This window comes from Bradyrhizobium sp. USDA 4502 (genome assembly GCF_054063355.1).
In genome coordinates this window covers 7975249-7995058 of sequence record NZ_JBSSGF010000001.1, presented here as the reverse complement: position 1 = coordinate 7995058, position 19810 = coordinate 7975249, and the positions used below count along the sequence as shown (strand labels likewise).

26 protein-coding genes and 1 pseudogene are annotated in these 19810 nt (G+C 60.6%); 7 read left to right on the top strand and 20 right to left on the bottom strand.

The window, feature by feature from the left end; all coding sequences use genetic code 11:
• Positions 1-7 precede the first annotated feature (7 nt).
• Positions 8-361, bottom strand: a complete 354-nt coding sequence (locus ACVW1B_RS37255; protein WP_076826357.1) for an HdeA/HdeB family chaperone — start codon at positions 359-361, stop codon at positions 8-10.
• Between the two features lie 199 nt (positions 362-560).
• On the bottom strand, positions 561-1280 hold the full coding sequence (locus tag ACVW1B_RS37250; RefSeq protein ID WP_253605229.1) for an outer membrane protein: 720 nt from the start codon (positions 1278-1280) through the stop codon (positions 561-563).
• A gap of 48 nt (positions 1281-1328) precedes the next feature.
• Between ACVW1B_RS37250 and ACVW1B_RS37245 the strand changes: the two genes are divergently transcribed.
• Entirely contained in the window at positions 1329-1556 is a 228-nt protein-coding gene (locus ACVW1B_RS37245) for a hypothetical protein (protein ID WP_253605232.1), read from the top strand.
• Positions 1557-1565: 9 nt separating this feature from the next.
• Here ACVW1B_RS37245 and ACVW1B_RS37240 read toward each other — a convergent pair whose 3' ends face one another.
• The 4 genes from ACVW1B_RS37240 to ACVW1B_RS37225 form a co-directional block, all read right to left on the bottom strand.
• Positions 1566-2507 (bottom strand): hypothetical protein, encoded by a 942-nt coding sequence (locus ACVW1B_RS37240; RefSeq protein WP_456822830.1) that lies wholly within the window; start codon positions 2505-2507, stop codon positions 1566-1568.
• Positions 2508-2735: 228 nt separating this feature from the next.
• A complete protein-coding gene (locus ACVW1B_RS37235) occupies positions 2736-3038 on the bottom strand; it encodes a hypothetical protein (protein ID WP_253605236.1) in 303 nt (100 codons plus the stop codon).
• Positions 3039-3092: 54 nt separating this feature from the next.
• Entirely contained in the window at positions 3093-3578 is a 486-nt protein-coding gene (locus ACVW1B_RS37230) for a helix-turn-helix domain-containing protein (RefSeq protein WP_305884488.1), read from the bottom strand.
• Between the two features lie 405 nt (positions 3579-3983).
• Positions 3984-4394 (bottom strand): helix-turn-helix domain-containing protein, encoded by a 411-nt coding sequence (locus ACVW1B_RS37225; RefSeq protein WP_253605238.1) that lies wholly within the window; start codon positions 4392-4394, stop codon positions 3984-3986.
• Positions 4395-4661: 267 nt separating this feature from the next.
• Between ACVW1B_RS37225 and ACVW1B_RS37220 the strand changes: the two are divergent.
• Positions 4662-5129 (top strand): annotated as a pseudogene (locus ACVW1B_RS37220) (AraC family transcriptional regulator ligand-binding domain-containing protein); the annotation flags it as partial.
• Between the two features lie 313 nt (positions 5130-5442).
• Here the strand turns inward: ACVW1B_RS37220 and ACVW1B_RS37215 are convergent.
• The gene (locus ACVW1B_RS37215; protein WP_253605240.1) at positions 5443-5928 is read right to left on the bottom strand and encodes a DUF992 domain-containing protein; all 486 of its coding nucleotides are present in this window, start codon (positions 5926-5928) and stop codon (positions 5443-5445) included.
• 416 nt (positions 5929-6344) lie between these two features.
• Between ACVW1B_RS37215 and ACVW1B_RS37210 the strand changes: the two genes are divergently transcribed.
• The 3 genes from ACVW1B_RS37210 to ACVW1B_RS37200 all read left to right on the top strand — a co-directional run bounded on the left by ACVW1B_RS37210 (position 6345) and on the right by ACVW1B_RS37200 (position 8729).
• On the top strand, positions 6345-6614 hold the full coding sequence (locus tag ACVW1B_RS37210; protein ID WP_375167038.1) for a hypothetical protein: 270 nt from the start codon (positions 6345-6347) through the stop codon (positions 6612-6614).
• Complete coding sequence (locus ACVW1B_RS37205; RefSeq protein WP_375167039.1) at positions 6583-6993, top strand: hypothetical protein; 411 nt, start codon at positions 6583-6585, stop codon at positions 6991-6993. The genes ACVW1B_RS37210 and ACVW1B_RS37205 overlap by 32 nt, the downstream gene beginning before the upstream one ends.
• A 968-nt stretch (positions 6994-7961) precedes the next feature.
• Positions 7962-8729, top strand: a complete 768-nt coding sequence (locus tag ACVW1B_RS37200; protein ID WP_253605241.1) for a LysR substrate-binding domain-containing protein — start codon at positions 7962-7964, stop codon at positions 8727-8729.
• Positions 8730-8865: 136 nt separating this feature from the next.
• Here ACVW1B_RS37200 and ACVW1B_RS37195 read toward each other — a convergent pair whose 3' ends face one another.
• The 8 genes from ACVW1B_RS37195 to ACVW1B_RS37160 form a co-directional block, all read right to left on the bottom strand.
• Positions 8866-9537, bottom strand: a complete 672-nt coding sequence (locus ACVW1B_RS37195; RefSeq protein WP_253605243.1) for an NrsF family protein — start codon at positions 9535-9537, stop codon at positions 8866-8868.
• A 3-nt stretch (positions 9538-9540) separates the two neighbouring features.
• Positions 9541-10104, bottom strand: coding sequence for a sigma-70 family RNA polymerase sigma factor (locus tag ACVW1B_RS37190; protein ID WP_253636011.1), 564 nt, complete (start codon positions 10102-10104; stop codon positions 9541-9543).
• Position 10105: 1 nt separating this feature from the next.
• On the bottom strand, positions 10106-10813 hold the full coding sequence (locus ACVW1B_RS37185) for a cytochrome c biogenesis CcdA family protein (RefSeq protein ID WP_253609825.1): 708 nt from the start codon (positions 10811-10813) through the stop codon (positions 10106-10108).
• A 38-nt stretch (positions 10814-10851) separates the two neighbouring features.
• Positions 10852-11253 carry a thioredoxin family protein gene (locus ACVW1B_RS37180; protein ID WP_253605246.1) on the bottom strand — a complete coding sequence of 134 codons (402 nt, stop codon included), beginning with the start codon at positions 11251-11253 and terminating at the stop codon, positions 10852-10854.
• Positions 11254-11417: 164 nt separating this feature from the next.
• Positions 11418-12155 carry an SDR family oxidoreductase gene (locus ACVW1B_RS37175; protein ID WP_309144999.1) on the bottom strand — a complete coding sequence of 246 codons (738 nt, stop codon included), beginning with the start codon at positions 12153-12155 and terminating at the stop codon, positions 11418-11420.
• A 75-nt stretch (positions 12156-12230) separates the two neighbouring features.
• Positions 12231-12452: a hypothetical protein gene (locus ACVW1B_RS37170; RefSeq protein WP_375166738.1), complete on the bottom strand. Its 222-nt coding sequence runs from the start codon at positions 12450-12452 to the stop codon at positions 12231-12233.
• A 62-nt stretch (positions 12453-12514) separates the two neighbouring features.
• Positions 12515-12976: a RidA family protein gene (locus tag ACVW1B_RS37165; RefSeq protein WP_253605259.1), complete on the bottom strand. Its 462-nt coding sequence runs from the start codon at positions 12974-12976 to the stop codon at positions 12515-12517.
• Between the two features lie 198 nt (positions 12977-13174).
• A complete protein-coding gene (locus ACVW1B_RS37160; RefSeq protein WP_253605262.1) occupies positions 13175-14341 on the bottom strand; it encodes a multidrug effflux MFS transporter in 1167 nt (388 codons plus the stop codon).
• A gap of 152 nt (positions 14342-14493) precedes the next feature.
• Here ACVW1B_RS37160 and ACVW1B_RS37155 point away from each other — a divergent pair, with 152 nt between their 5' ends.
• The gene (locus ACVW1B_RS37155) at positions 14494-15366 is read left to right on the top strand and encodes a LysR family transcriptional regulator (protein WP_253605266.1); all 873 of its coding nucleotides are present in this window, start codon (positions 14494-14496) and stop codon (positions 15364-15366) included.
• A 752-nt stretch (positions 15367-16118) separates the two neighbouring features.
• Here the strand turns inward: ACVW1B_RS37155 and ACVW1B_RS37150 are convergent.
• From ACVW1B_RS37150 to ACVW1B_RS37130, 5 genes are all read right to left on the bottom strand, one after another.
• On the bottom strand, positions 16119-16532 hold the full coding sequence (locus tag ACVW1B_RS37150) for an MAPEG family protein (protein ID WP_253605268.1): 414 nt from the start codon (positions 16530-16532) through the stop codon (positions 16119-16121).
• A 45-nt stretch (positions 16533-16577) separates the two neighbouring features.
• Positions 16578-17063 carry an SRPBCC family protein gene (locus ACVW1B_RS37145; protein ID WP_253605270.1) on the bottom strand — a complete coding sequence of 162 codons (486 nt, stop codon included), beginning with the start codon at positions 17061-17063 and terminating at the stop codon, positions 16578-16580.
• Positions 17060-17377, bottom strand: a complete 318-nt coding sequence (locus tag ACVW1B_RS37140) for an ArsR/SmtB family transcription factor (protein WP_253605271.1) — start codon at positions 17375-17377, stop codon at positions 17060-17062. Before ACVW1B_RS37140 ends, ACVW1B_RS37145 begins: the two co-directional genes overlap by 4 nt.
• A gap of 105 nt (positions 17378-17482) precedes the next feature.
• Entirely contained in the window at positions 17483-18307 is an 825-nt protein-coding gene (locus ACVW1B_RS37135) for a nucleoside phosphorylase (protein ID WP_253605272.1), read from the bottom strand.
• A 20-nt stretch (positions 18308-18327) separates the two neighbouring features.
• Positions 18328-18996: an ArsR/SmtB family transcription factor gene (locus ACVW1B_RS37130; protein WP_253605275.1), complete on the bottom strand. Its 669-nt coding sequence runs from the start codon at positions 18994-18996 to the stop codon at positions 18328-18330.
• A gap of 73 nt (positions 18997-19069) precedes the next feature.
• Between ACVW1B_RS37130 and ACVW1B_RS37125 the strand changes: the two genes are divergently transcribed.
• Entirely contained in the window at positions 19070-19810 is a 741-nt protein-coding gene (locus ACVW1B_RS37125) for an MBL fold metallo-hydrolase (RefSeq protein ID WP_253605277.1), read from the top strand.

Sequence of the window (19810 nt, the reverse complement as noted above, 5' to 3'; positions counted from 1 at the left end):
AGACAATCTACTTCATCTGGATTCCCATCATCTCCCGCTCCGCCTTGAACACGACGGCAATAGCGTCGATGATGAGCTTTTCGGGATGCGCCTTGCAGTAGACGATGACTTCGTGCTCCACGAGCTTGCCCTTGCGCAGGTCGAGGAAATGCTTCTTGGCAAGGCCGTTGTACCAGCCGCTGTACCAGGCCGTCAGCGCATCGGCGTCCTCCTGGTAGGTCCCGGCGAGTTGCGCGCAGGTCAGCTTCTGAACATCGATGAATCCATTCGCGTCGACATAGGCCGACAGCGGGGTCTGGGCCCTGGCAGACACCATTGTGGCAACCAGCAGAGCTACGGAAAGCAGCAGTCTCGAACGCATTGGGGATCCCATTGTGATGAATCGGATGTAGAAAGATCTCAGACGACTTTAAGAGGCCGGGCGCCTTCGCGCGCGACTGGCATCCGAGCTGAAAAGCATCGGCTCGGATGCACGATCAGGATCAAGACAGTCCTATCGGACGTTCGAGGCGGCGCATCGTCCGTCGAACAGGACCGAATATGTGATCGATGTCCCTTGTTCAGAACCGGTAGTTGATGCCGCCACGCACGACATTCAATTCATCCGTGCTGACTCCGGTGCCGACGACTTTCGTGTAGAGATACTCGGCCTTCACGGACCAGTTCGGTGTAAAGCCGTATTCCACGCCGAAACCCGCGGAGATGCCCGGACGCCAGGACGAGGCTGAACAATCCGGCAAGACGCCAACCGTGCCGCAGGGCACGCCGGCGATGGTTGATGCGCTGGCGGTCGACTTGACGAAGGCTCCGCCGCCGGTGGCGTAGATCAGGACGTTGTTCATGGCGATACCGACCCGGGCCCTCACCGTCGCCAGCGCGCTGATGTTTGACGAGGTGTTCAGCGTGACGCCCTGTCCGATGCCGAGAATGCTCGGCGTTACGACGGAGGACCCGCTGATGTTGGCCCAGTCGAGGTCACCTTCCAGGCCGAGCACGACGTATCCCTGCTGAATCTGCCCACCAAACGTGCCGCCGATCATGCCGCCACTGATGTCAAAACCGGCTCGATCGAACCTGTTGGCGAACAGCACCATCGGGTCCTGGTTGCCCCAGCCGTACCCGGCGTTGCCGCCGACATAGAATCCCGTCCAGTTGTAGACGGCGGCAACCGGAGCCTGCGCCTTGTAGGCGGGCGCCGCCGGCAAATCCGCCGCGACCGCATAACCGCCCATCATCAGCGAAGCCGCGATCGCAACCCCAAACTTTCCAATCTTATTCATTGCCGCACCTGATTGATTGAAGAAATCGTGTAGCGGTGATCGCATCGAATGCGCGCAACCCACTATGCAGAATCTGACGCGCGCGTTCTGTTTTCCCGACTGTGGCCAAGTTGCCGCAGCGAAAGCATCGGCGCGCAGTCGGTGTTGAGCGCCAATGGTCTCTCGGTGTCAGGCGAGCAGGCTGACGAATATGCAAATTCTGACAATCCGGTGGTGTCGAGCGATGACCGGTCGCTCCTGGCCTGGTTCAACCTTGCCGAAACTCCGTCATGCTGATCGGAAGCCCTAGTTGCGTGCGAAATAGAGCGGCGTCCTGAGCGTGATCTGGTAAGCAGGCTTTGGTACCCACATGATCTGCGCCGTCACGCCAAACAGGCGGTTGTCGTTGTCGTCCATCCGGTCAAGGTCCAGTCGCACGATCGGTTGGGTAAAGGAGGAGACCGACGCGCGGCCCAAGAGCTCGGCGCCGCCGAAAACCTGCACGCCCGCGCGGCCCGTAAACTTCCAATTGTTCGGCCATTGGTAGTAACCGCCGACATAGCCCATGATATCGGAATGGATGGCCGCGAGCGGACTGCCGATGACAACCCGTGTGTCCTGCACGCCCGCGAGCAACCCACGAGTCTCGTCCTGGTCGAACGCATAGTCGAACTCGAAAATGTTCGTAAAACTCGTGGTAGCAAACGGTCCATTCGGAATCGCCTGGGTAATGGTCGATTGCCAACTCAAGGTCGGAATCGAGCCGCCGTTCTGATTGTAGAGATCGGCCTGAAATCCAAGATTCCAGCTCGTAATCGCCACGGACGACCAGCCGGTCATCGGAGTGCTGGTCGAGCTGGCCGATACGCCGGCATAGAGCGAGACGTTATCGTTCACGTCGATCGTCATTGGAAGATCGACCACGACGCTCTGGGCGCCCGGCAGCGTCGCACCGCCCGCAATTGCAGCCAGGCTGCCGGCGTTCGAGATGGCAGCGGATTGCAACGCCGCGAGCAAGGACGAATTGCCGAAGCCGACCGCCAGCGCACCGGCGGGCACCCTGGCGTAGGTGGTTCTCATGTCCAGGTAGACGTTCGGCGCGCTCGACGCCCCGTTCGAGGAATCATCGTCTTCATCTCCAGCACGGGCAATTCCGCTGGAGAGGCAAATCAAGACGGCCAGCACCAATCCCGGGAAACCAACGCAATTGCGCGCGTTCAGCGCTCCAACCTTCCCCGTAACCTGCAAGACACTCTCCTCGAACGGGGTCCTTATCGGCGATGTCTGACAGTGGTGATGCGGCCAAGCTGATCGATCGAGGGAGCGACAGGCACTATCTCGGTCATCGCCCACTATGCGCCATCCGGTGAACCCGGCACATTCCGGGAAAAGATCGTTGAAACGATATCGGCAATTCGTCGGAACGGTCTATGCAAATTCTGCCAATGCACAGGCGCACCGTATCGCGGCAGGCTCCTACGGCAGATCCGGCTCCTTGGTGTCCTCGAAGAAGGCTGGCTCGCCCAACGGCGGCGCGGACGTTTCTGCAAACCAATGGTGAATGACCGCCGAAGGTATCGCCCGTCGCGGCGTGCAGGGGTTGATGGTGCCCGCAGTCACGATGTATCCTTGCTCGAACTTCTGGCGGGCAAACCTCTGGGCGTCGAGTTCGGTCGGAAAGCTCTCACTCTGTCTCGGCTGTCGTTGCGCGGATGCCTTGCGCATCCTTTTCGGCACCTCGAACGAAACATACCAGGCCTTCGTCAGGTCAATCGACACGGCGCCCTTCCGATTGGTTTTCCCTGCGGGCTCGTCTCGGCCAGCCCGCTGCAGCTATACGCTTTCGACATCACGATCTTGAGTCGCGTCCATCACGCCCGCGCTGAAAGCCCTCGACAATGGATTCTGGTAATCGATCCTGACGTTGCGCAGTCCAGCTCTGCCGTCGTGCGACATCTCGCTGTCCCGGCCCGCCGCTCGAAGCGTCTGCGAAGGGCTCTCGCCGAACAGCTTGCGATACTCAACCGAAAACCGTCCAAGCTCGAAAAAGCCGAAGCAGATCGCAATTTCCGTCACCTTTGCTGTCTCGCCGTTCACCGCGAGAAGTGCCTGCCTTGCCTGATTCAGTCGGAGCACACGAATTCGACGGCACGGCGACTGGCCGTAAACGCTCCTGAACGCCTTTCGTAGAGTACGCTGGCTCACCGAGAGCTGGTGGCATATCGCGGGGATGCGAGTCATTTCTTCGGCATCCCCCGCAGCGATGGCCTCGGCCCGCGCGACAAGAACGCGATATCGATCGCTGGCACCGCCAATCATTGGTCGGCACCTTTCGATTGCATCCAAAAAGCCGATGAAGTGAGGAAGCTACCCCGAATATGGCAACGCAACCCGTTTGCATGGCCCCCTGACGGACCGCTTCGCGCGGGCGTGCAGATCAGATCGGCAGCAGCAATGGCAATAAGAGCGGCGCAGTACATAATAATGACCTCAACGTCTGGCTTTACCTCTGCATCTCGCGTCTTTCAGCGCGAAGCGTCTTGCCATTTCGCGCCAATCATTGATGCACGGTCTTCCGGGCCGCCTTGCCGCCGAAAAACACAGCTCGAATACTGGTAATATGCTAGCGCGACGCTCGTTTGCGGGGCGACGCGAGCCGCTACCTGCGTCGTGGCCCGGCGCATTTGCGCCTACCGTGACCGCTCAGTGCAAGCCGCCCATGCGCTAACTTTTGCCGGCGCGGGCCTTGCCATTCCCTTTGGCGGCCTGCTGCTGCCGATATGCGATCGGCGGCATTTTCATCAAACGCGCAAAGCTTCGGCTGAAACTGCTCGCTCCGGTGTAGCCAAGACGTAAGGCGATGTCCGAAATGCGCTCGTTGGACTCCGCAAGGAGGCGGCAGGCCGTATCGAGGCGGACTTCGGTGACCAATTCGCTGTAACTCGTCCCCATACCAGCGAGGTGTCGCTGCAATGAGCGCACGCTCACGCCCAGTTGGCGCGCAGTGCACTGCACAGATGCGGTATCCTGACGCAGCAACACCGAAATCGCCGCGCGGACAGAGTGTCGGGATGGCGAAGAGACGGGTTTCATGTGCACGTCATGAAAGATTGCAAGCGTGATCTCCTTACTCAAACCGCTGCTTACGATCTTCTTATAATGTGATCGAACTGGTGGGCCCGTCTGGCCATGAGCCGCCTAAATTGCAATTCTGGAATCAAGATCAATTGCACACGTCCCAACCTCGCATGCGCCGCTGCAACGCGACACCCGATGCACCCGGCGAGCAAATTTCGAGATCGCTCCTCATAGTTCCGCGACGACAAAGTACGACCGTAAAAATGAACGCCGCAGGCAGGGGACGAGCAACATGAGCGGATTTCCCTAACCCGCTGCCAATTCGTGATTCCGTTTGCAGACATTCATAACGAGGTGGGAGCTCCCACCGCGACGCTCCTGTCGAAATTTGGTCTCCCGACAGCGCTGCAAGAAAAAGCCGATCATTATGTTCCGATATTGCCTGCCATATTGTTTGCACAAGCCGCGCAGAGATCGCAGGGCATCACGGATATTGGCTTTCACGCTTCGCGGCGGCTGCAGTTCTGCCACCGGAGCGATAAGCTGCGAACCATCATCAGCTACTCTCCGACGCTGTACGTCGCCCTGCAGCAAGTGTGCAAATGGGCATCGCTCGAAGACACGAACCTGTACATGTGGCTGGAGCGCTGCGATGATCGTGTAAGAATTTGCAGCAAGCTGGGCGGGACTGCCGGCATGCTCCATCTTGAACACTCACAATGGCTGCAGAACGTCTTTGTCGTCCACATCGTTCGACAGTTCGCCGGATCGGAGTGGACTCCCTCAACGATGGCCTTCGAGGCAAATTATGCGCTAGGCTCGGAGGCTCAGGCCTTCTCGCCGAATACGCGCATTCTGCCGGGCCAGGAAGCCTCCTGGATTGATGTGCCCGTGGCGCATCTCGACCTACCCAGCCTGACACGCGATACGGCAATGGAGACCGCGGTAGGCGCGGCCGCCCTCGGACAATCGCTTCCGTTTCGACAGCAGCCCCCTCCGATTGGCACGGAGGCAATTTCCCCCGGCGCAAGCCCGCTATGGAAAGCGCGCCACGCATTCGTCGCGCAATTCGGGACTGCACAAACGGCAGTCGGACGGCGGCGCGTCAATAGATCGGACGCAGTTGGAGCCCGGAGAGGCCGAGGGTCACATCGACGGCTACCGAGCCCTCCACCGAGACGGGCTGCAACGCAAATGACCGCCCCGAGCCACCGACAAGAACATTGACGCCGGCGCCTAAGCCGAGGCCGATGTCGCCTGACGCCCCGACATATTCGCCGGCGAGAGCTCCGGGCGGAGGGCCTGCCGTCGGGGCAAACACCGCCCAGGCGAGTGCGCCTCCGGCCGAAACGCCGATATCGATTCCGATGGTGTTGAGGGCACCTTCATAGAGTTGTGTCGGCAATGGTGGGTTTTGTGTAAAGCGACATGACATCGATTGATGGCCGAATATGACAAACCCGACGCTAGGGTCGAGCTTGCAAGCCAGCATGCCGATCTGGGTCCACGATGCCTGTTGGGCGCCTGCGGAGGACACAGAGCCGGACCATGCGCAGACGATGCAGAGAACAACCAGAATTCGTGCACGCATTTCGCTTCCCTATCATCTCGCAAAGACTCGTTGATCGCGGTCGGCGCTTGGTTCCGACCGCGTTCTGTTTTCGTAGATGAGCATGTGCAGAGCCGACGAGGCTATGCAAAATCGGCAATCCGAACCCGCCGTCAGGCCTTTTTGTCGCGTTAATCGGAAGCGGTTTGCGATGTTGGACGCTAGCCCTCCGTTACTTTTTGAAGACGGCGTTACTTGCGAAACCGCGCGAACGTTATTTGCAAGGACATCCCGACACCTGCCGCATGTCGGGCCGTCAGCTCAATGCGCGCCGGGCCATGCTGAAAACGTCACAATTGGACCGCTGCCGATTTTGCATAGGCGACGGGTTTTGCGCTGTCTAGGGTCCGCACCGACCAACCTGCCGGAAGCTTCCGGCCGATCGCAAGGAGAACGAGATGCGCAACAGGAAGGGCGTGCAGATTTGCTTGGCATTGCTGGCGACGGCGTTACTGCTCGACACCGGGACCGCGCTGGCGCAGAGTGCTACGCACGGAAACCTGAAGACGATCGGCACGCCTTCTGCCGCACAAGCCCAAATTGTGCCGTCGCTCATCGTTCTCAATTCGCGGGGCGCAACGTTGCAGGGCGACAGCCTTGTCCTCGCCGAACTCGATCATATTCGCCGACCGACCCGTGCGCGCTGCGGGCCATCAGCTCACGGCTGATATCATTGCGGACTGGAGCGCAGGCAAGGACAGCTTTGCCAGCGATCCTCCGAACGCGACTGTTTCAGCCTTCAACAGCAAGGACGGCTCCGTCAAGGACGCCGTCGTCGTTCTGAAGAATCCGAAGCTGGACGAGGACAAGCTGACCTTCACCGTTCAGACACTCGAGGGCGATCTCACCGGCGCGGACGGCGCAGCCTCGATCTTCATCGATATCATCGGTCGACCCTTTACACCGCTCTCCTTTGCGGGCGTCGCGCGACGCACGGCATACCGAGGCGCAATGTATGCCGGCGCTGCTGCTGTCGGAGCTGCCGCCGTCGGAGCCGCCTACGCCCGGCCCTATTGCGGCTATTATCCCTATCCTCCTTGTTACTGAACAGATCTCGCGCCGGGCGGCGCCTATCCGCCGCCCGTGCAAGGACCAGCGATCACTCTGCGTCGCAACAGCCACCCCTTTTGGCGTTCCTCCACATCAGCGCAGTTCGCGGAACCGCATCGCCGTCGCGTCCCTCTTAGCTGGGGCCGATGAGACCAAAGCGTTCCGAGCGACGTCGGCGCGCACGGGTTTGCGTGAGGAAAGCGCGTCAGGACGACAAGCCAGGAATTCCGGTCCTGCGGTCGCAACCCAAAACGAGGCGTGGTGAAAAAGTTGAAAAAGTATTGAGGGGCGAGATTCGGACAAGGACCGGCAGCGGCGCCCCGCGTTGGGCCACTATCGGGCGTGTGAAATCGCGGAAACTCGTAGTTTGGCGCGCAAAATCGTACGATTGGTAGCGGGGAGCGAATCGAACCCTGGTTCTGCAGCAAGCGATAGCCTGCGGCGGCGAGCAGAGCAGATTGGCCGTTTTCCTCGCCCCTAGTATCCCATCCGTTTTGCCGCCCTAGTATCCCATTCTACGACGAGCACGTAATCGACCTGTACCATCGGATCTGCGCGCTGTATCGAATGGGGTGAAGATATAGATACTGCAACCAGAAGTGGCGGAGAGAGTGTCAGTCAACTCCCTATGAAAACTAAGGCATTTTCGACTTTCCTAGGCCAAAACCCACCGCTTGAGCTACGGCCGGAGAATCAGGCTCGCCTTAGACAAAGCCTAATTCTGGCTGGCCACACGTTCGAATCGCCTCGGCGAGGCACTCTGGGCCAGAGCTCGCCACGTTGCTCGATTCCTACGACCAACGCATTAGGCTTCCCTTTGTCCTAGATCCAGCCAGCCAGTGAACCAGCATCTCGACGAAGAGCCGGGTTCGCACCTGTCAATCGGCGCTCAAATTTGAACGCCGATTGACGTCTAATGCACTACCGCGCCAATTCCACGTGACATGGAGGCACGTCTTGGGGTCGTGCTGCTCGAACGCAAACGGCACGGCATCGTCCTGACGCCGGCCGGGCGTGTTTTGCTGGCGCGCGGGCGAGCGCTGTTGGCGGAAACTGATCGGTTGCGGGAAGAACTCAGCCTGTTTCAAGGCGGGCTTGCAGGGCAAGTGCGCCTTTTTGCCAACACCAACGCCTACACCAGTTTCTTACCTGATCTGTTCAGCGGCTTTCTGCTTCAGCATCCGCAGATCGACATCCGTATCGCCGAGCGTACCAGCGAGGCCATCATCGGCTTGGTTGCCGACGGCACCGCCGATGTCGGAGTGGTGGCGGCGGAGACGGACCTTGGCGGCCTCGACGCCAGGCCATTCGCCACAGATCGCTACGTTGTGATCACGCCAGTCGGCCATCCCTTAACCGAATGCGCCGCGGTCGATTTCAGCCGCATCCTCGATTTTCCATTCGTCGCCGGTCCCAGCCATGGCCTCTTCACCGCGAAGGCCCAACGCCTCGGGCGCCAGATCAAGACCCGGATCAAGATGCGTGACGACGCCCAGGTCTGCCAACTCGTCTCAGAGGGCGTCGGCATCGGCATCGTGTCGCTGTTGAACGCCCGCCGCGCTGCGGGGTCGTGGTCGATCGGACAAGTTGCATTGACCGATCCCTGGACCGAGCGTCGCATGTTTGCCTGTGTTCGCGCAAAGGACTCGCTGTCGCGCCCAGCGAAGCTTTTGTTCGAGCACCTCACAAAAGTCGACGCAGTCGTGGCTCAAGCGTTATCGGATGCTCAGTGAGCAGCAGCATGATTCCGGCTTGCAGGCAAGGTCGTCGATCTGGCCATTGCCATCGTTTGCACCCTGCTTCGCAGGGCGCCGGCACAAAGACAATTCGCGGTGTTACCGCCCGGCCAGCTTCGGAGGTGGACGCATTTCACCGGTCGGACCGGGGGCCGGCCGAGACCGCCATCCTCGTCAGGACACGCCGACCAACGATAGCCTCAATGATCACAATCACCACTGCCGTTCCAAGATTCCACATCAGGTTCATGATGGTGGCGTCGAGGCGATAAAGCAACGACATGGCCGTCGAAGTCATGCCCGCAACGGCCAGTCCGGCTGCCAACGTCACCAGGGCCGGGCGCAGGCGGGCGGCGTGACGTAACATCACAAAAATCGATGCCGACAGTGGTAGGCTGACGAGAAGCACCGTGGCGAAGCACTGAAAAGCCGCGCCCATCCGCAGGCTGCCCGCGTCGTAACTGACCCAGTCTGTCAAGCAACCATAGCCAAGGGTCGCCATCCACACCGCAAGCGGCGGCAGCGGAAGCATCAGCCAGGACCGCGAACGGTCGGGCAGGCTTGCCATCAGGCAACTCAAGGCGGCCAGCGCGCCCGTCAGAAAGGAGGCCGTAGTCCCAACGACGAAAGACGGGTTGCGCAGCTGGATTGCGATGTCCGACCGAAGACCATATTCGACGGCGAGCAGGACCACGACGACAAGTGCGATCAGGAGCCAACAGGCGGCCCGGAAGAGCGGAGGACGAATGACGCGCACTGGCCGCACGGCGTTCGCCAAGCTCTGGATGAGGTCGGTGGTATCCATCTTCTAGTTGCCTCCCTCGCCCAGGAGGCGCCTGAGCGCCTTGATGCCCCGATGGGCAGAAACCTTCAAAGACGCAATCGACATTCCGCTCTGTTCGGCGGCCTCCTTCAATGACCTCTCCTGCAACTTCAAAAGCGTGATGGCCTGGCGCTGGCCCTGCGGAAGTGCCAGTAGGGCGGCGTCCACAGCTCGACCATCCAGTGCCAGCTCACTATGCTGGTCGGGGGCGGCAAAGGCTTCGTGCTCGGTTTCCAACATCACTTCTCCTGCCGCCACGCGCCCCAGGGCGCGCAAGCGATCCGCAACACGATGCCGCGCGATACCAGCCAGCCAGGGCTTGAACGGGCGTGACGGGTCGTATGTGTGCCGAACCTCATGCAGTGTCAGCAGGATATCCTGGACGGTATCTTCGGCATCGCTCGCGTTGCGATGCGCCCGGTTCGCAATCGTTCGCAGATAGGGCGTGATCCCGAGCAACAGGCGGTGATAGGCATTTGTGTCTCCACGTTGCCCCAGCACCATGAGTGCCGTCCATTCCTGCGGGTCCGCCGCACGCAAACCGGACACGTCAAAACCGCGTGGTGAGGTCGGTCAGCCAGGCAGGTGACGCGGCGACAAGCGCGGCTTCCAGTGCGTGATCCGCGCCGGTCAGGATGAGAACTGCAACGGTCACCGCGCTTCCGCCTAGCAAGAGCTTGCCCGCCTTTCCAGCATTCATCATTTTGCCCCGCCAGCGCATCATCGCCGTTCGGGAAAGCGATCCAACGATGAGCAAGGGGACACTCGTTCCCAACCCGAATGCGACCATGACGGCTGCCACGCTTACGAGATCGTGGCCCTGGGCCGCAAGCACCGACGCAGCGCCGAGCGTCGGTCCCACGCAGGGGCTCCAGACGGCGCCCAGCAGAACGCCCACCGCGAACTGCCCCTTGACACCGGTCGGGGTCACGCGGGCGATGAGCCGGCTTCCGGCATTGCTGACGCCGCCAGTGACCATCGCGAAGCGTTGCTGCAATGCGCCGCTCAGCAGGAGGACCCCCAATCCGGCCAACAGGACGGCGGAAATGTTGCGAAACACATCGCCGTCGAGGCCGATAGCGAAGCCCATCGTGGCAACGAACAAACCGATGCTGGCGAAAGACAGCACAAGGCCCGCGACCAACGCCGGGACACCTAAGCGATGCACGGCCAGCGCAGGCCCGAGCACGAGCGGCAACAGTGGCAGGACGCATGGGGACAGGGTCGAGAGTATGCCCGCGATGAATCCGAACCCCATGCTGGCGAATGGCAAGGTCACGACGATATTCCCTGGGTCTAGTCGTTCGCCTTTTCGAGGAGCGTCTTGACCGAATTGGCATCGGTATCACCGGTTGAGCGCCCCTTTTCGGCGGCACCGTGGAACACGATCAGTGTGCTTTGCTTCTGGGCGCCCATGGCCCGGACAATGTCCTTTTGAGTGTCGAAATCGACGTTGTACACGACCAGATCCTTGAACGCGGCTTCGTTCTCGAGGCTGCTCAGGATCGGCCTCTGCTTGGCACAATACGGGCACCAGGGGGCGGTGATGTGGACCAGGATCGGCTTACCCTGATGCTGGGCGGCATCGAACGCCTGCTGCGTAAACGGCACCTCTGTCGCAGCGAAAGCGGCGGAGCCGATACCCGCAGAAAGACCCAGAGCCAACACGGCCACAGCCATCATCCTCGTGAAATGCATCGCAATCTCCTGGCAGCTTATGAACGTCCCGGCAAACGCTGCCAGGCTCGTGATCTAAGGTTCCGATCTATCTGCCAAAAGGTTACAGCGTCGGTGGCCAAAATTCGTGTTGGCACGTAGCCCTCGGCTGCGCAGATGATCTCACGAGACAGCCTCGGCATTTGCTAGCGGCCACCACCGACCGGAAGGATCGCACCGGTCACATAAGAAGCGGCGGGCGACATGAGCCAAATGATGGCCGAAGCGACCTCTTCTGCGGTCCCAGCTCTTCCCATCGGAATGCCTTTTGCGAGGCGATCGAGGCGATCAGGCGCTCCAGCCGCCGCATGTAGCCCAGTCTCGATCAGTCCGGCCGCAACCGCATTGACACGAATCCCCTCACCCGCGACTTCCAGCGCCAACCCCACGGTGAGAGTATCGAGTCCGCCCTTACTCGCGGCGTAGTGGATCCACTCGCCCGCTCCGCCGAGTTTCGCAGCGATGGAAGAGACGTTGACAATATTCCCCCCTCTGCCGCCGCGCCGTGTCGAAAGGCGTCGGACGGCTTCCCTTGCGCAAAGGAATGGACCGGCGACATTGACCGCCAAAACATGGCGCAAAACGTCGTCCCGAAGGTCCTCAAGGCGCGCAAAGCCGCCTGTGACCCCAGCATTGTTGACCAAGCCGGCTAGTGGCACCTCGAGCCTATCAGCAACCCCGAACATCCTCAGAACGCCGTCTTCATTGGCGAGATCAGCCTGGATCGAATGCAAGGTGAGGCCCTCGTGCCGCTGCTCTTGCACAAAGGCGTCTGCGGCCTGCGAATCTGTTGAGAAATTGATGAGGACCGGGTGACCAGCTTGCGCGAAAGAGCGCGCCACGACCGCGCCGATGCCGCGCGAACCGCCCGTGACGATAATCAAGCCCTTGCGTGAATCCTCTCTGCTCATTGGGGGAGTGTGGACCAAGGCTCGACGGATTGGCCAATACGACTTGCGTTATTTTTCAGACGCAGTGCATATGGTCCCGACATGAGACGCAAGCTTCTTCCGTTCGACGTCGGTCACGGCGAGGAACTCGCGAAGCGCTGGCGAGATGTCCTCCTCGCGCCAAACAACTGTGAGAGGCGCCATCGGAACAGGCGGCGAGAGCGGAACGAACGTCACGCCGCGCCGCCGTTGGCCGTCAGCGGCAGCCTGGGGCACAAGCGAGACGCCCACGCCCGTAGTCAGATCGCCTTCCAAGTTAAGGGTTACGTGGAGAACTAGTTGAGGACGAGTTGCTACTTGAGTGCCACAACAACCTCAACCTCAACCGCGGCACTTCGGGGCAACTGAGCAACCCCAACACTGGTCCGCGCGTGGGCGCCGCGATCTTTGCCGAACAATTCGAAGATTAGCTGTGACGCACCGTCGGCTACGGAGCTCTGCTGGTTGAAATCGGCAGCGCTATGCACAAAGACTGTCAACTTGAGTATTTGGTCGACTCGATCCAGCGTTCCCAACTCTCCACGGAGGGCAGCCAAGGCGCGAATGAACGCGATCCGAGCTCCTCGCTTGCCCTCCTCTAAAGTTACATCCCGCCCGACTTGGCCCACGACATGGACAAAGTCTCCATCCCGTGGAAGCTGTCCGCTGACATAGGCTACCCGATCATGGACAACGACCGGCGTGTATGCCGCGCCTGCAGGTGCCGATGTTGGCAACTCGATACCGAGATCCTTAAGACGATTCTCAACGCTCATCGTATCTCTCGACGTTTGGGCCGAAGCCTTGATAAAGTAGCCAGCGACGTCAGCGCAGCACACAAATGCTGCGCTCGCGCTATCGTGATGGGCGCCCACACAGCCGAGCGCGGAACAACTATCAAGACCGCATTCGGATTTTCCCGGCGAGTGCGACCGTTGATTGGCCGCAACCTCGCCTGGCACACAGTTGTTGGACTAGAGTCTTCTGCGCGCCTCGATCCAGTGGGGGATGATCGCGGTCGCGGCGATGATCGAGAAGACAAGGATGGCTATTGCCAATACCGCCCTCCCGGTTCCGAAACAGGCGCTCACCCCCAGCGCGGCCAGCGACGCGCTTCCGATCTGGAAAAACCCCACCAGCCCGGACGCGGTGGCGGCATGTTTTGGTTCGCTGGCAATAGCGCCCGAGACAGCCAATGACAGTGACGAGCCGTTCGACAGGCTAACCAGAAACATCGGTGCGACAATGGTGGCGGCGCACATGACTGGCGAGGCCAAGGTCAACACGAAGGTCAGACCACCGAGACAAAAAAAGCATACACCACCGGCAACAATGCCATCGTAGGACAGGTGCTCGATCAGCCGCTTCGAGACGAAGTTGGCCAGAATGATCCCGCAAGTGAGCGGCAGATAAAGCCACCCGCTGACTGTTTCCGGCAAGCCGAGGCGCTCGAAAAGAAAGGGGGACTGGGTCAAGTACACGAACCAGGCGCAGTAGATCGCGCAGACCACGAGGGCGTAGCGAATAAACGCGCCGTTGCGCAACACGACGGTAAATCCGGCCAAAAAAGCGCCGTCGTGACGCTTCTTCGGACCCGTTTCGTTGAGCAGCATCAAAGTCAGACATAGCGCGATGGCACCAAACACAGCGACAAAGATAAAATCGGCCCGCCAGCCGAATGCGGCCGCAAGGTAGCCACCAATGGCAGGAGCGAGCGCGGGCGACAGCGACACCAGCGGATAGACCACGCTATATACCTTTGCGGAGGCCTTCTTGTCGCATGTGTCGGCGATGACGGCACGACCAATGACCAGCCCCGAAGCCGCGCCGACAGCCTCGACCATGCGCCAGCCTAGGAAACTCGTGAAGCCAACGGCCAAGGCGCAACCGATCGATCCAGCGATGTAAAGAAGGATGCCCGCGACGAGAACGGGCTTGCGGCCCCACCGATCCGACAGCGGACCATAACAGAGCTGCGCCGCCGCGAGCGCCATCAGATAGACCGCCACCGTCTGTGGCATTTGCCAACCCGCAATCCCAAGTTGCTGCGCCATCACGGGCATTGCGGGCAAATAGACGTCCGAGGCAATGAGGCCGAAAGCGCTCAGCGCTGCGACGACAAGAACCAGTGTGGGTCGCATGAATAGCTCCTGCGCTCGGACGCGGTTGAATTGCGCCGAAATTGACGAACGGCGTCCGCCGCCGGCAGAGCGGATTGCTAAAGAGGATTGCGACGTGCGAAAATGCATAGAAATGCAGGCAATGGCTGCAAAATCGCATTCAGTCGGTGGACATGAACTGGGACGATGTTCGAATCTTTCTCGCGATTTATCGCGCTGGCACGCTGGTTGGGGCCGGGTTGGCGCTGAGTGTCGACCAAACCACGGTAGGACGACGCCTCGCTGCGCTCGAGAAGCGCCTGGGCTCAACACTCTTCCTGCGCACCAATGCGGGCTATGTGCTGACGGCAAGTGGCGAGGAAGCCTTGCAAGCGGGCGAGGCAATGGAGCGCCTTGCGGTCTCCTTCGAACACCGTAGCGCAGGATCGGATGCGCGCGTGGCGGGTGATGTCCGGGTCACAACTACGGACTCTCTCGCGATCGACTTCGTGATTCCCGCGATCGATCGGGTCCGCATCAACCACCCGGACATCAGAGTCATTCTCACCACGACGACGAAGCTGCTCGATCTCGGTCGAAGGGAAGCGGATATCGCTGTCCGCACCCTGCGCCCGGCACAATCGGATCTGATCGTGCGCAGACTGGCCGAGTGGGAGGTTGGCCTCTACGCATCCCGGAAATATCTCGATGCACGCGGTAGACCTCGACAGAGCTCGGCGTTCGCTGGCCACGATCTGGCGATCTACCAGCCCGGCATCACGAACAGGCAGGGCGCGACGCTGGCGGGCGAGTCCATCGCGGAAGGGAAGATCGTCGCGGAATTGGATTCCAGCCTGATGCTAGCGAGCGTCGTCCGGGCGGGGCTGGCGTTAGGGGAATTACCGACCTATCACGCCCAGCGCGATCCGGATCTTGTTCGGATCTGGCCTATGCGCAAGCGAGCCGCACCCTACGAAGTGTGGCTTGTGCTGCATGCGGATCTGGCACGCACGGCTCGCGTGCGCGTCGTTGTCGAAGCGATTGCCGCGCTGTTCGAGCAGGGCTAAGCGGAAAGTAGCGGTGGTCTCGTAGCTTGGCTTGTGATGGTCGATATTGCCATGCCAACAAACGCGTATGGCGTTCGCACCGCTGCTCCGCGGCATGCCGGACGGGAGGAACTCAAGCGCCACCGATTCAGCGAACGCGATCGCCGAAGATCGGAGTTTGGCGTAGAAAATCGTAGGATTGGTAGCGGGGGAGAGACTCGAACCCCCGACCTTGGTGCTGTTCTTTAACGATCAGTCGCCGGACGACCGGTAGACTCAACGTTTTCCATAGCCGTTTCAACACCAGCCCGCCGTTGCAGACTTAAGTTTCTGCCAACGCACTCCTAGATGATGATCTTCTGATCGGTGCAGATGTCCGATTTGCGCGCCCGAATATCCAAATCTACGACGCCCACGTAGCCGACCTGTTCCAATGGGTCTGTGCGCGGTATCTCGTTGGCGTGCTTACAGAAACAAACTGGCGGAGAGAGTGTCAGTCAACTCCCTTTGAAAGACAAAGCATTTTTGACTTTCGTCCGCCAAAACCCACCAATTGAGCTACGGCCGCAAACGAGCGTTTCGCCTCCAATCTTTTCAAGAAATCATCATGGCGCATCACGCACGCGCTCAGTTTCCGCCGGCCGTGGACCGCAGGTTGATTGGCGTTTGCCTGCTCCGAATGCAAAGGTCACACGTTCGAATCGTGTCGGGTGCGCCAGTTTCCCTTAATTCTATAGGATTATCGCGTCGTCAGGCGGCCCACTGTTAATACCCTAGCGGATGGCAGCCACGATGGTCACTACAATGAGAATGATAGTAACGACCGCACCTGAAACATAAAGAATGGTTCTGATGCTGCCGCCTTTGGCGGCCTTGCCGCCGCGCAAATAGACAGCAACGTGGATCAGACGAATTGCGATATAGATCCATACGAGCGCTGCAAGTGTGACGGGGCTAATCCCCACCATCATAGCCAGCACAGCCGGAACCACAAAAGGCGGCAGCGCCTCCACCGTGTTCAAGTGAACGCGATCGATCCGGTAAAGCAAGTTGTCGTCATCCAACGGCAAGACAGGTCCAGAGAGTGCCCCAGCCCTACCTTTGGACGATCCCGAATAGACCGCCAGCCCAATTGACACGAGGCAAAGGAAGAGCACTCCGACGATGCTAAACGAGTAGGCTGCCATACAGAACTCCGCAAATTGCGATCACGTCGCATGGACACGCGAGCATCATGCCTCGCGGGCGGTGCGCTCGGCGTACCGTTTCAGATAGAGCGGCCAACCCTGATCACCCTCAACGCCGTCGCGCACGCCTTCCCAACCGTGGCCATGACGTTCGAGGTGACGGTGCTCCAGTTCCAATCGCGTCCGGCCTGGCGTCTCGGCGATGAACCGCACCTCCCACTCACTGGTCTTGTCGGGATCTGTTTCGATTTGCCAACGCGGGCTGATGTCCCAGCTTAGAACCACGCGATCTGGCGGCTCAAAAGCCAACACACGCGCCCAGCGGCATTCGCTGCCATCGACACCTCGATCATAAACGTGACCCCCAACCCGGGGTTCGAACACAGTCTCTGCGATGGGGACGGAGAGCAAATTGTGCTCGCGAGGCTTGAAGCTGCCGAAGTCTTCAGTGAAGACCTTGAACGCACGCTCGATAGGCGCCTCGACCACGATGGATTGTTTGATGGGCGCGGCCGATACACGTTTGTTCATTGCTGGTCCTCCACTGATTCTTCGACGGCCACTTTGTAGGCCGCCAGTGTGCTGCTCCAGAACCGGTCAAGCCAGGCGCGCATCTGGCCGAGCCCCGCCGGATCGATGTGATAAATGTTGCTGGCCCCCTTTGGCTCGGCACGAACCAAACGAGATTCGCGCAGCACCTTCAGATGCTGGGAGACGGCTGACTGGGAGACCGTCAGTTCTCGAGTGAGTTCAACGACAGTCCGAGGCCGCGCGCCCACCAGTTCGAAAATTCGTCTGCGAGTGGGATCGCCGAGAGCGGCCAATTGCACGCTGTCTTTAGGCATGGCTGGCCGACGTCCGATCATTAGTCATAACTAATGATTAGCGTAGACTGATGATTACGTCAAATGGAGATGTAGCCAAGCTTTCGCATGCCGATCACAGGCAGGTCATGACACGGAACTTCGCCACCCCCGAGCCGCACCGGCGACCACGGCGAGAGTGGCCTTGGCGCCGTCCGCCTCGCCCTTCTCGAAATCGCCTTCGGTCTGCGCCATCGAGTTCGTGACGTGAGCGAAGCAGACGATCGAGTTGCCGCTAGTCGTGCCGAAAGCGTAGAGCGCTGCGGCCTCCATCTCCACGGCGAGAGTCCCCAGATCGCGCGCTCGCGAGATCGCCGCTTCGGTCTCGCGATAGGGAGCATCCGTCGTCCAGGTCGAGCCGCGATGCAGTTTCTCCGGCAGCGAACGGCCCGCGCGCTCGACGCGATCCAGAAGCGACATGTCGGGTGCCGCCGCAAAAACCGAGCCAGGCAGGTAGTGATAGCTCGTCCCCTCGTCGCGCAGCGCGCGGTCGATCAGGACGAAATATGGAGTTGGTCCTATAGCATTGATCTGGCCCGCCGAGGTGACGCTGACCAGCAGCCGGCAGCCCGACGCGAAGAGCTGCTCGGCGACCAGGACGGCGAAGGGGGCGCCGACCGCGCAGCCGACAATCCCGACCTCGCCGATGCCGTCGAGATCGAAGGCCATAAGTTCGGTGTGGTAGCAGGCCCAACCTTCGTGGATCCGGCCGGCGCCGGTCCGCTTGAGGTGGCGGACGACGTCACCGTCCGGATCGAGCACGCAGATTTCGGGCACAGCGACGAGCGGCAACTGCCTCTGTCGGCGCGCCTCCCTCAACAGGGATTCAGGCCGGAACACCGAGGGCGCCTTGTGATCCTTGATGCCGACGATCGGCCACGCGGGTTCCGCGCGATGAGACTTATCATCCATGATGCACCTGACGAGTTGTCTCAAGCCGCGGATTCGACCGGCAGGCCGGCGGCTTTCCATTCGGGGTAACCGTCCTCAAGACGGCGAACGCGATAGCCGCGCGCCCTCAAGGCTGACACGGCTTCGAACGAAAGGACGCAATAGGGACCGCGACAGTAGGCGATCACCTCGCGCCCCTTCGGAAGTTCGCCGAGGCGTCGTTCCAGTTCGGCAAGCGGAACGTTGAGCGCGCCCGGTAGATGGCCCAGCGCGAACTCGTCCTCGGGGCGCACGTCGAGCAACGTTACCACTTCGTCCCGCAATCGCGCGACCAAGTCGTCACGCGAGACGGGCTCAAGCGCATCACGGGCCTGGAAGTAATCGGTCACAACACGACCGATCTCGGCGACATTCCGTTCGCCGACGCGCCCCAGCGCTTTGATCAGCGTGACCACTTCGGCGTCGCCGGCGAGACGATAGAGGATGTGTTTGCCGCGACGCTCGGTCTCGACGAGACGCGCGCGCCTCAGGATCTGCAGGTGCCGCGACGTGTTGGCGAACGTCAGATGTGCCCGAGCCGACAGCTCCTCGACGGTGCGTATCCCCTGCGCAAGGTGCTCCAGGAGCTCAAGCCGGTGGGCATGGCCAAGCGCCTGTGCCACCTGGGCAAGGTTTTCATAGATCGCCTGTTTCGGTCCCGAGCTTGACACGGCGCCCTTTCAATATATCATTCAGCAGATCGATTGAATGTTTTTAGCGTTTCTCAAGAGGGAGTGCAAGTCCATGATTCTCCGCCAGTTCTTGCATAGCGATCCGGTCGGTATCTCCTACCTTTTCCGCTGCGGCGGCAAAGCCGCCGGCGCGGTCGTCGATCCGGTCGGCGATATTCAGCCCTACCTTCAGGCCGCCGACAATGCCGGCATGCGGATACACTACGTCATCGACACCCATGTCCATGCCGATCACCTGTCGGCGGGCCGGGCACTCGCCGCTGCAGCGGGAGCCGAGTACGTGCTCTCGACGGAGGCTGGCGTATCGTTCCCGTACAAGCCAGTGAACGACGGCGATGTACTTCCGCTCGGCAACGTTTCCGCCACCGTGCTGCACACGCCCGGTCACACGCCCGAGCACATCTGCATCCTTGTGACGGACCGCACCCGCGCCAACGAGCCGTGGTTCGTCTTCACCGGACACACGCTCATGGTCGGCGATCTCGGCCGCACCGAGCTTGCGGCGAGCGCGGAGGAAGGCGCAAGGCAATTGTTCAAGAGCGTGCGAAGGCTGAAGGAGCTTCCTGACTACGTCGAGGTGCTGCCGGGCGCCTATGCGGGCTCGGTCTGCGGCCGCCGCCTGAGCGGCAAGCCATCGTCCGCGATCGGCTTCGAGAAGCGGCACAATCAGGCGTTCACGATCGAAGACGAAGCCGAGTTTGTCCGGTTCATGGTCGCCGAAATTCCGCCGGCGCCACCGGAAGCCGCGAAGATCAGGGCGGCAAACTCTGGCACGGCGGCGGCCGCGGCCTGA

Bases quoted from the DNA above. Each gene is read 5' to 3' on its own strand.
- ACVW1B_RS37255 (WP_076826357.1), bottom strand. From the start codon at position 361: ATGCGTTCGAGACTGCTGCTTTCCGTAGCTCTGCTGGTTGCCACAATG.
- ACVW1B_RS37250 (WP_253605229.1), bottom strand. From the start codon at position 1,280: ATGAATAAGATTGGAAAGTTTGGGGTTGCGATCGCGGCTTCGCTGATG.
- ACVW1B_RS37245 (WP_253605232.1), top strand. From the start codon at position 1,329: ATGCGCGCAACCCACTATGCAGAATCTGACGCGCGCGTTCTGTTTTCC.
- ACVW1B_RS37230 (WP_305884488.1), bottom strand. From the start codon at position 3,578: ATGATTGGCGGTGCCAGCGATCGATATCGCGTTCTTGTCGCGCGGGCC.
- ACVW1B_RS37215 (WP_253605240.1), bottom strand. From the start codon at position 5,928: ATGCGTGCACGAATTCTGGTTGTTCTCTGCATCGTCTGCGCATGGTCC.
- ACVW1B_RS37210 (WP_375167038.1), top strand. From the start codon at position 6,345: ATGCGCAACAGGAAGGGCGTGCAGATTTGCTTGGCATTGCTGGCGACG.
- ACVW1B_RS37195 (WP_253605243.1), bottom strand. From the start codon at position 9,537: ATGGATACCACCGACCTCATCCAGAGCTTGGCGAACGCCGTGCGGCCA.
- ACVW1B_RS37185 (WP_253609825.1), bottom strand. From the start codon at position 10,813: ATGGGGTTCGGATTCATCGCGGGCATACTCTCGACCCTGTCCCCATGC.
- ACVW1B_RS37180 (WP_253605246.1), bottom strand. From the start codon at position 11,253: ATGCATTTCACGAGGATGATGGCTGTGGCCGTGTTGGCTCTGGGTCTT.
- ACVW1B_RS37165 (WP_253605259.1), bottom strand. From the start codon at position 12,976: ATGAGCGTTGAGAATCGTCTTAAGGATCTCGGTATCGAGTTGCCAACA.
- ACVW1B_RS37160 (WP_253605262.1), bottom strand. From the start codon at position 14,341: ATGCGACCCACACTGGTTCTTGTCGTCGCAGCGCTGAGCGCTTTCGGC.
- ACVW1B_RS37155 (WP_253605266.1), top strand. From the start codon at position 14,494: ATGAACTGGGACGATGTTCGAATCTTTCTCGCGATTTATCGCGCTGGC.
- ACVW1B_RS37150 (WP_253605268.1), bottom strand. From the start codon at position 16,532: ATGGCAGCCTACTCGTTTAGCATCGTCGGAGTGCTCTTCCTTTGCCTC.
- ACVW1B_RS37145 (WP_253605270.1), bottom strand. From the start codon at position 17,063: ATGAACAAACGTGTATCGGCCGCGCCCATCAAACAATCCATCGTGGTC.
- ACVW1B_RS37140 (WP_253605271.1), bottom strand. From the start codon at position 17,377: ATGCCTAAAGACAGCGTGCAATTGGCCGCTCTCGGCGATCCCACTCGC.
- ACVW1B_RS37135 (WP_253605272.1), bottom strand. From the start codon at position 18,307: ATGGATGATAAGTCTCATCGCGCGGAACCCGCGTGGCCGATCGTCGGC.
- ACVW1B_RS37125 (WP_253605277.1), top strand. From the start codon at position 19,070: ATGATTCTCCGCCAGTTCTTGCATAGCGATCCGGTCGGTATCTCCTAC.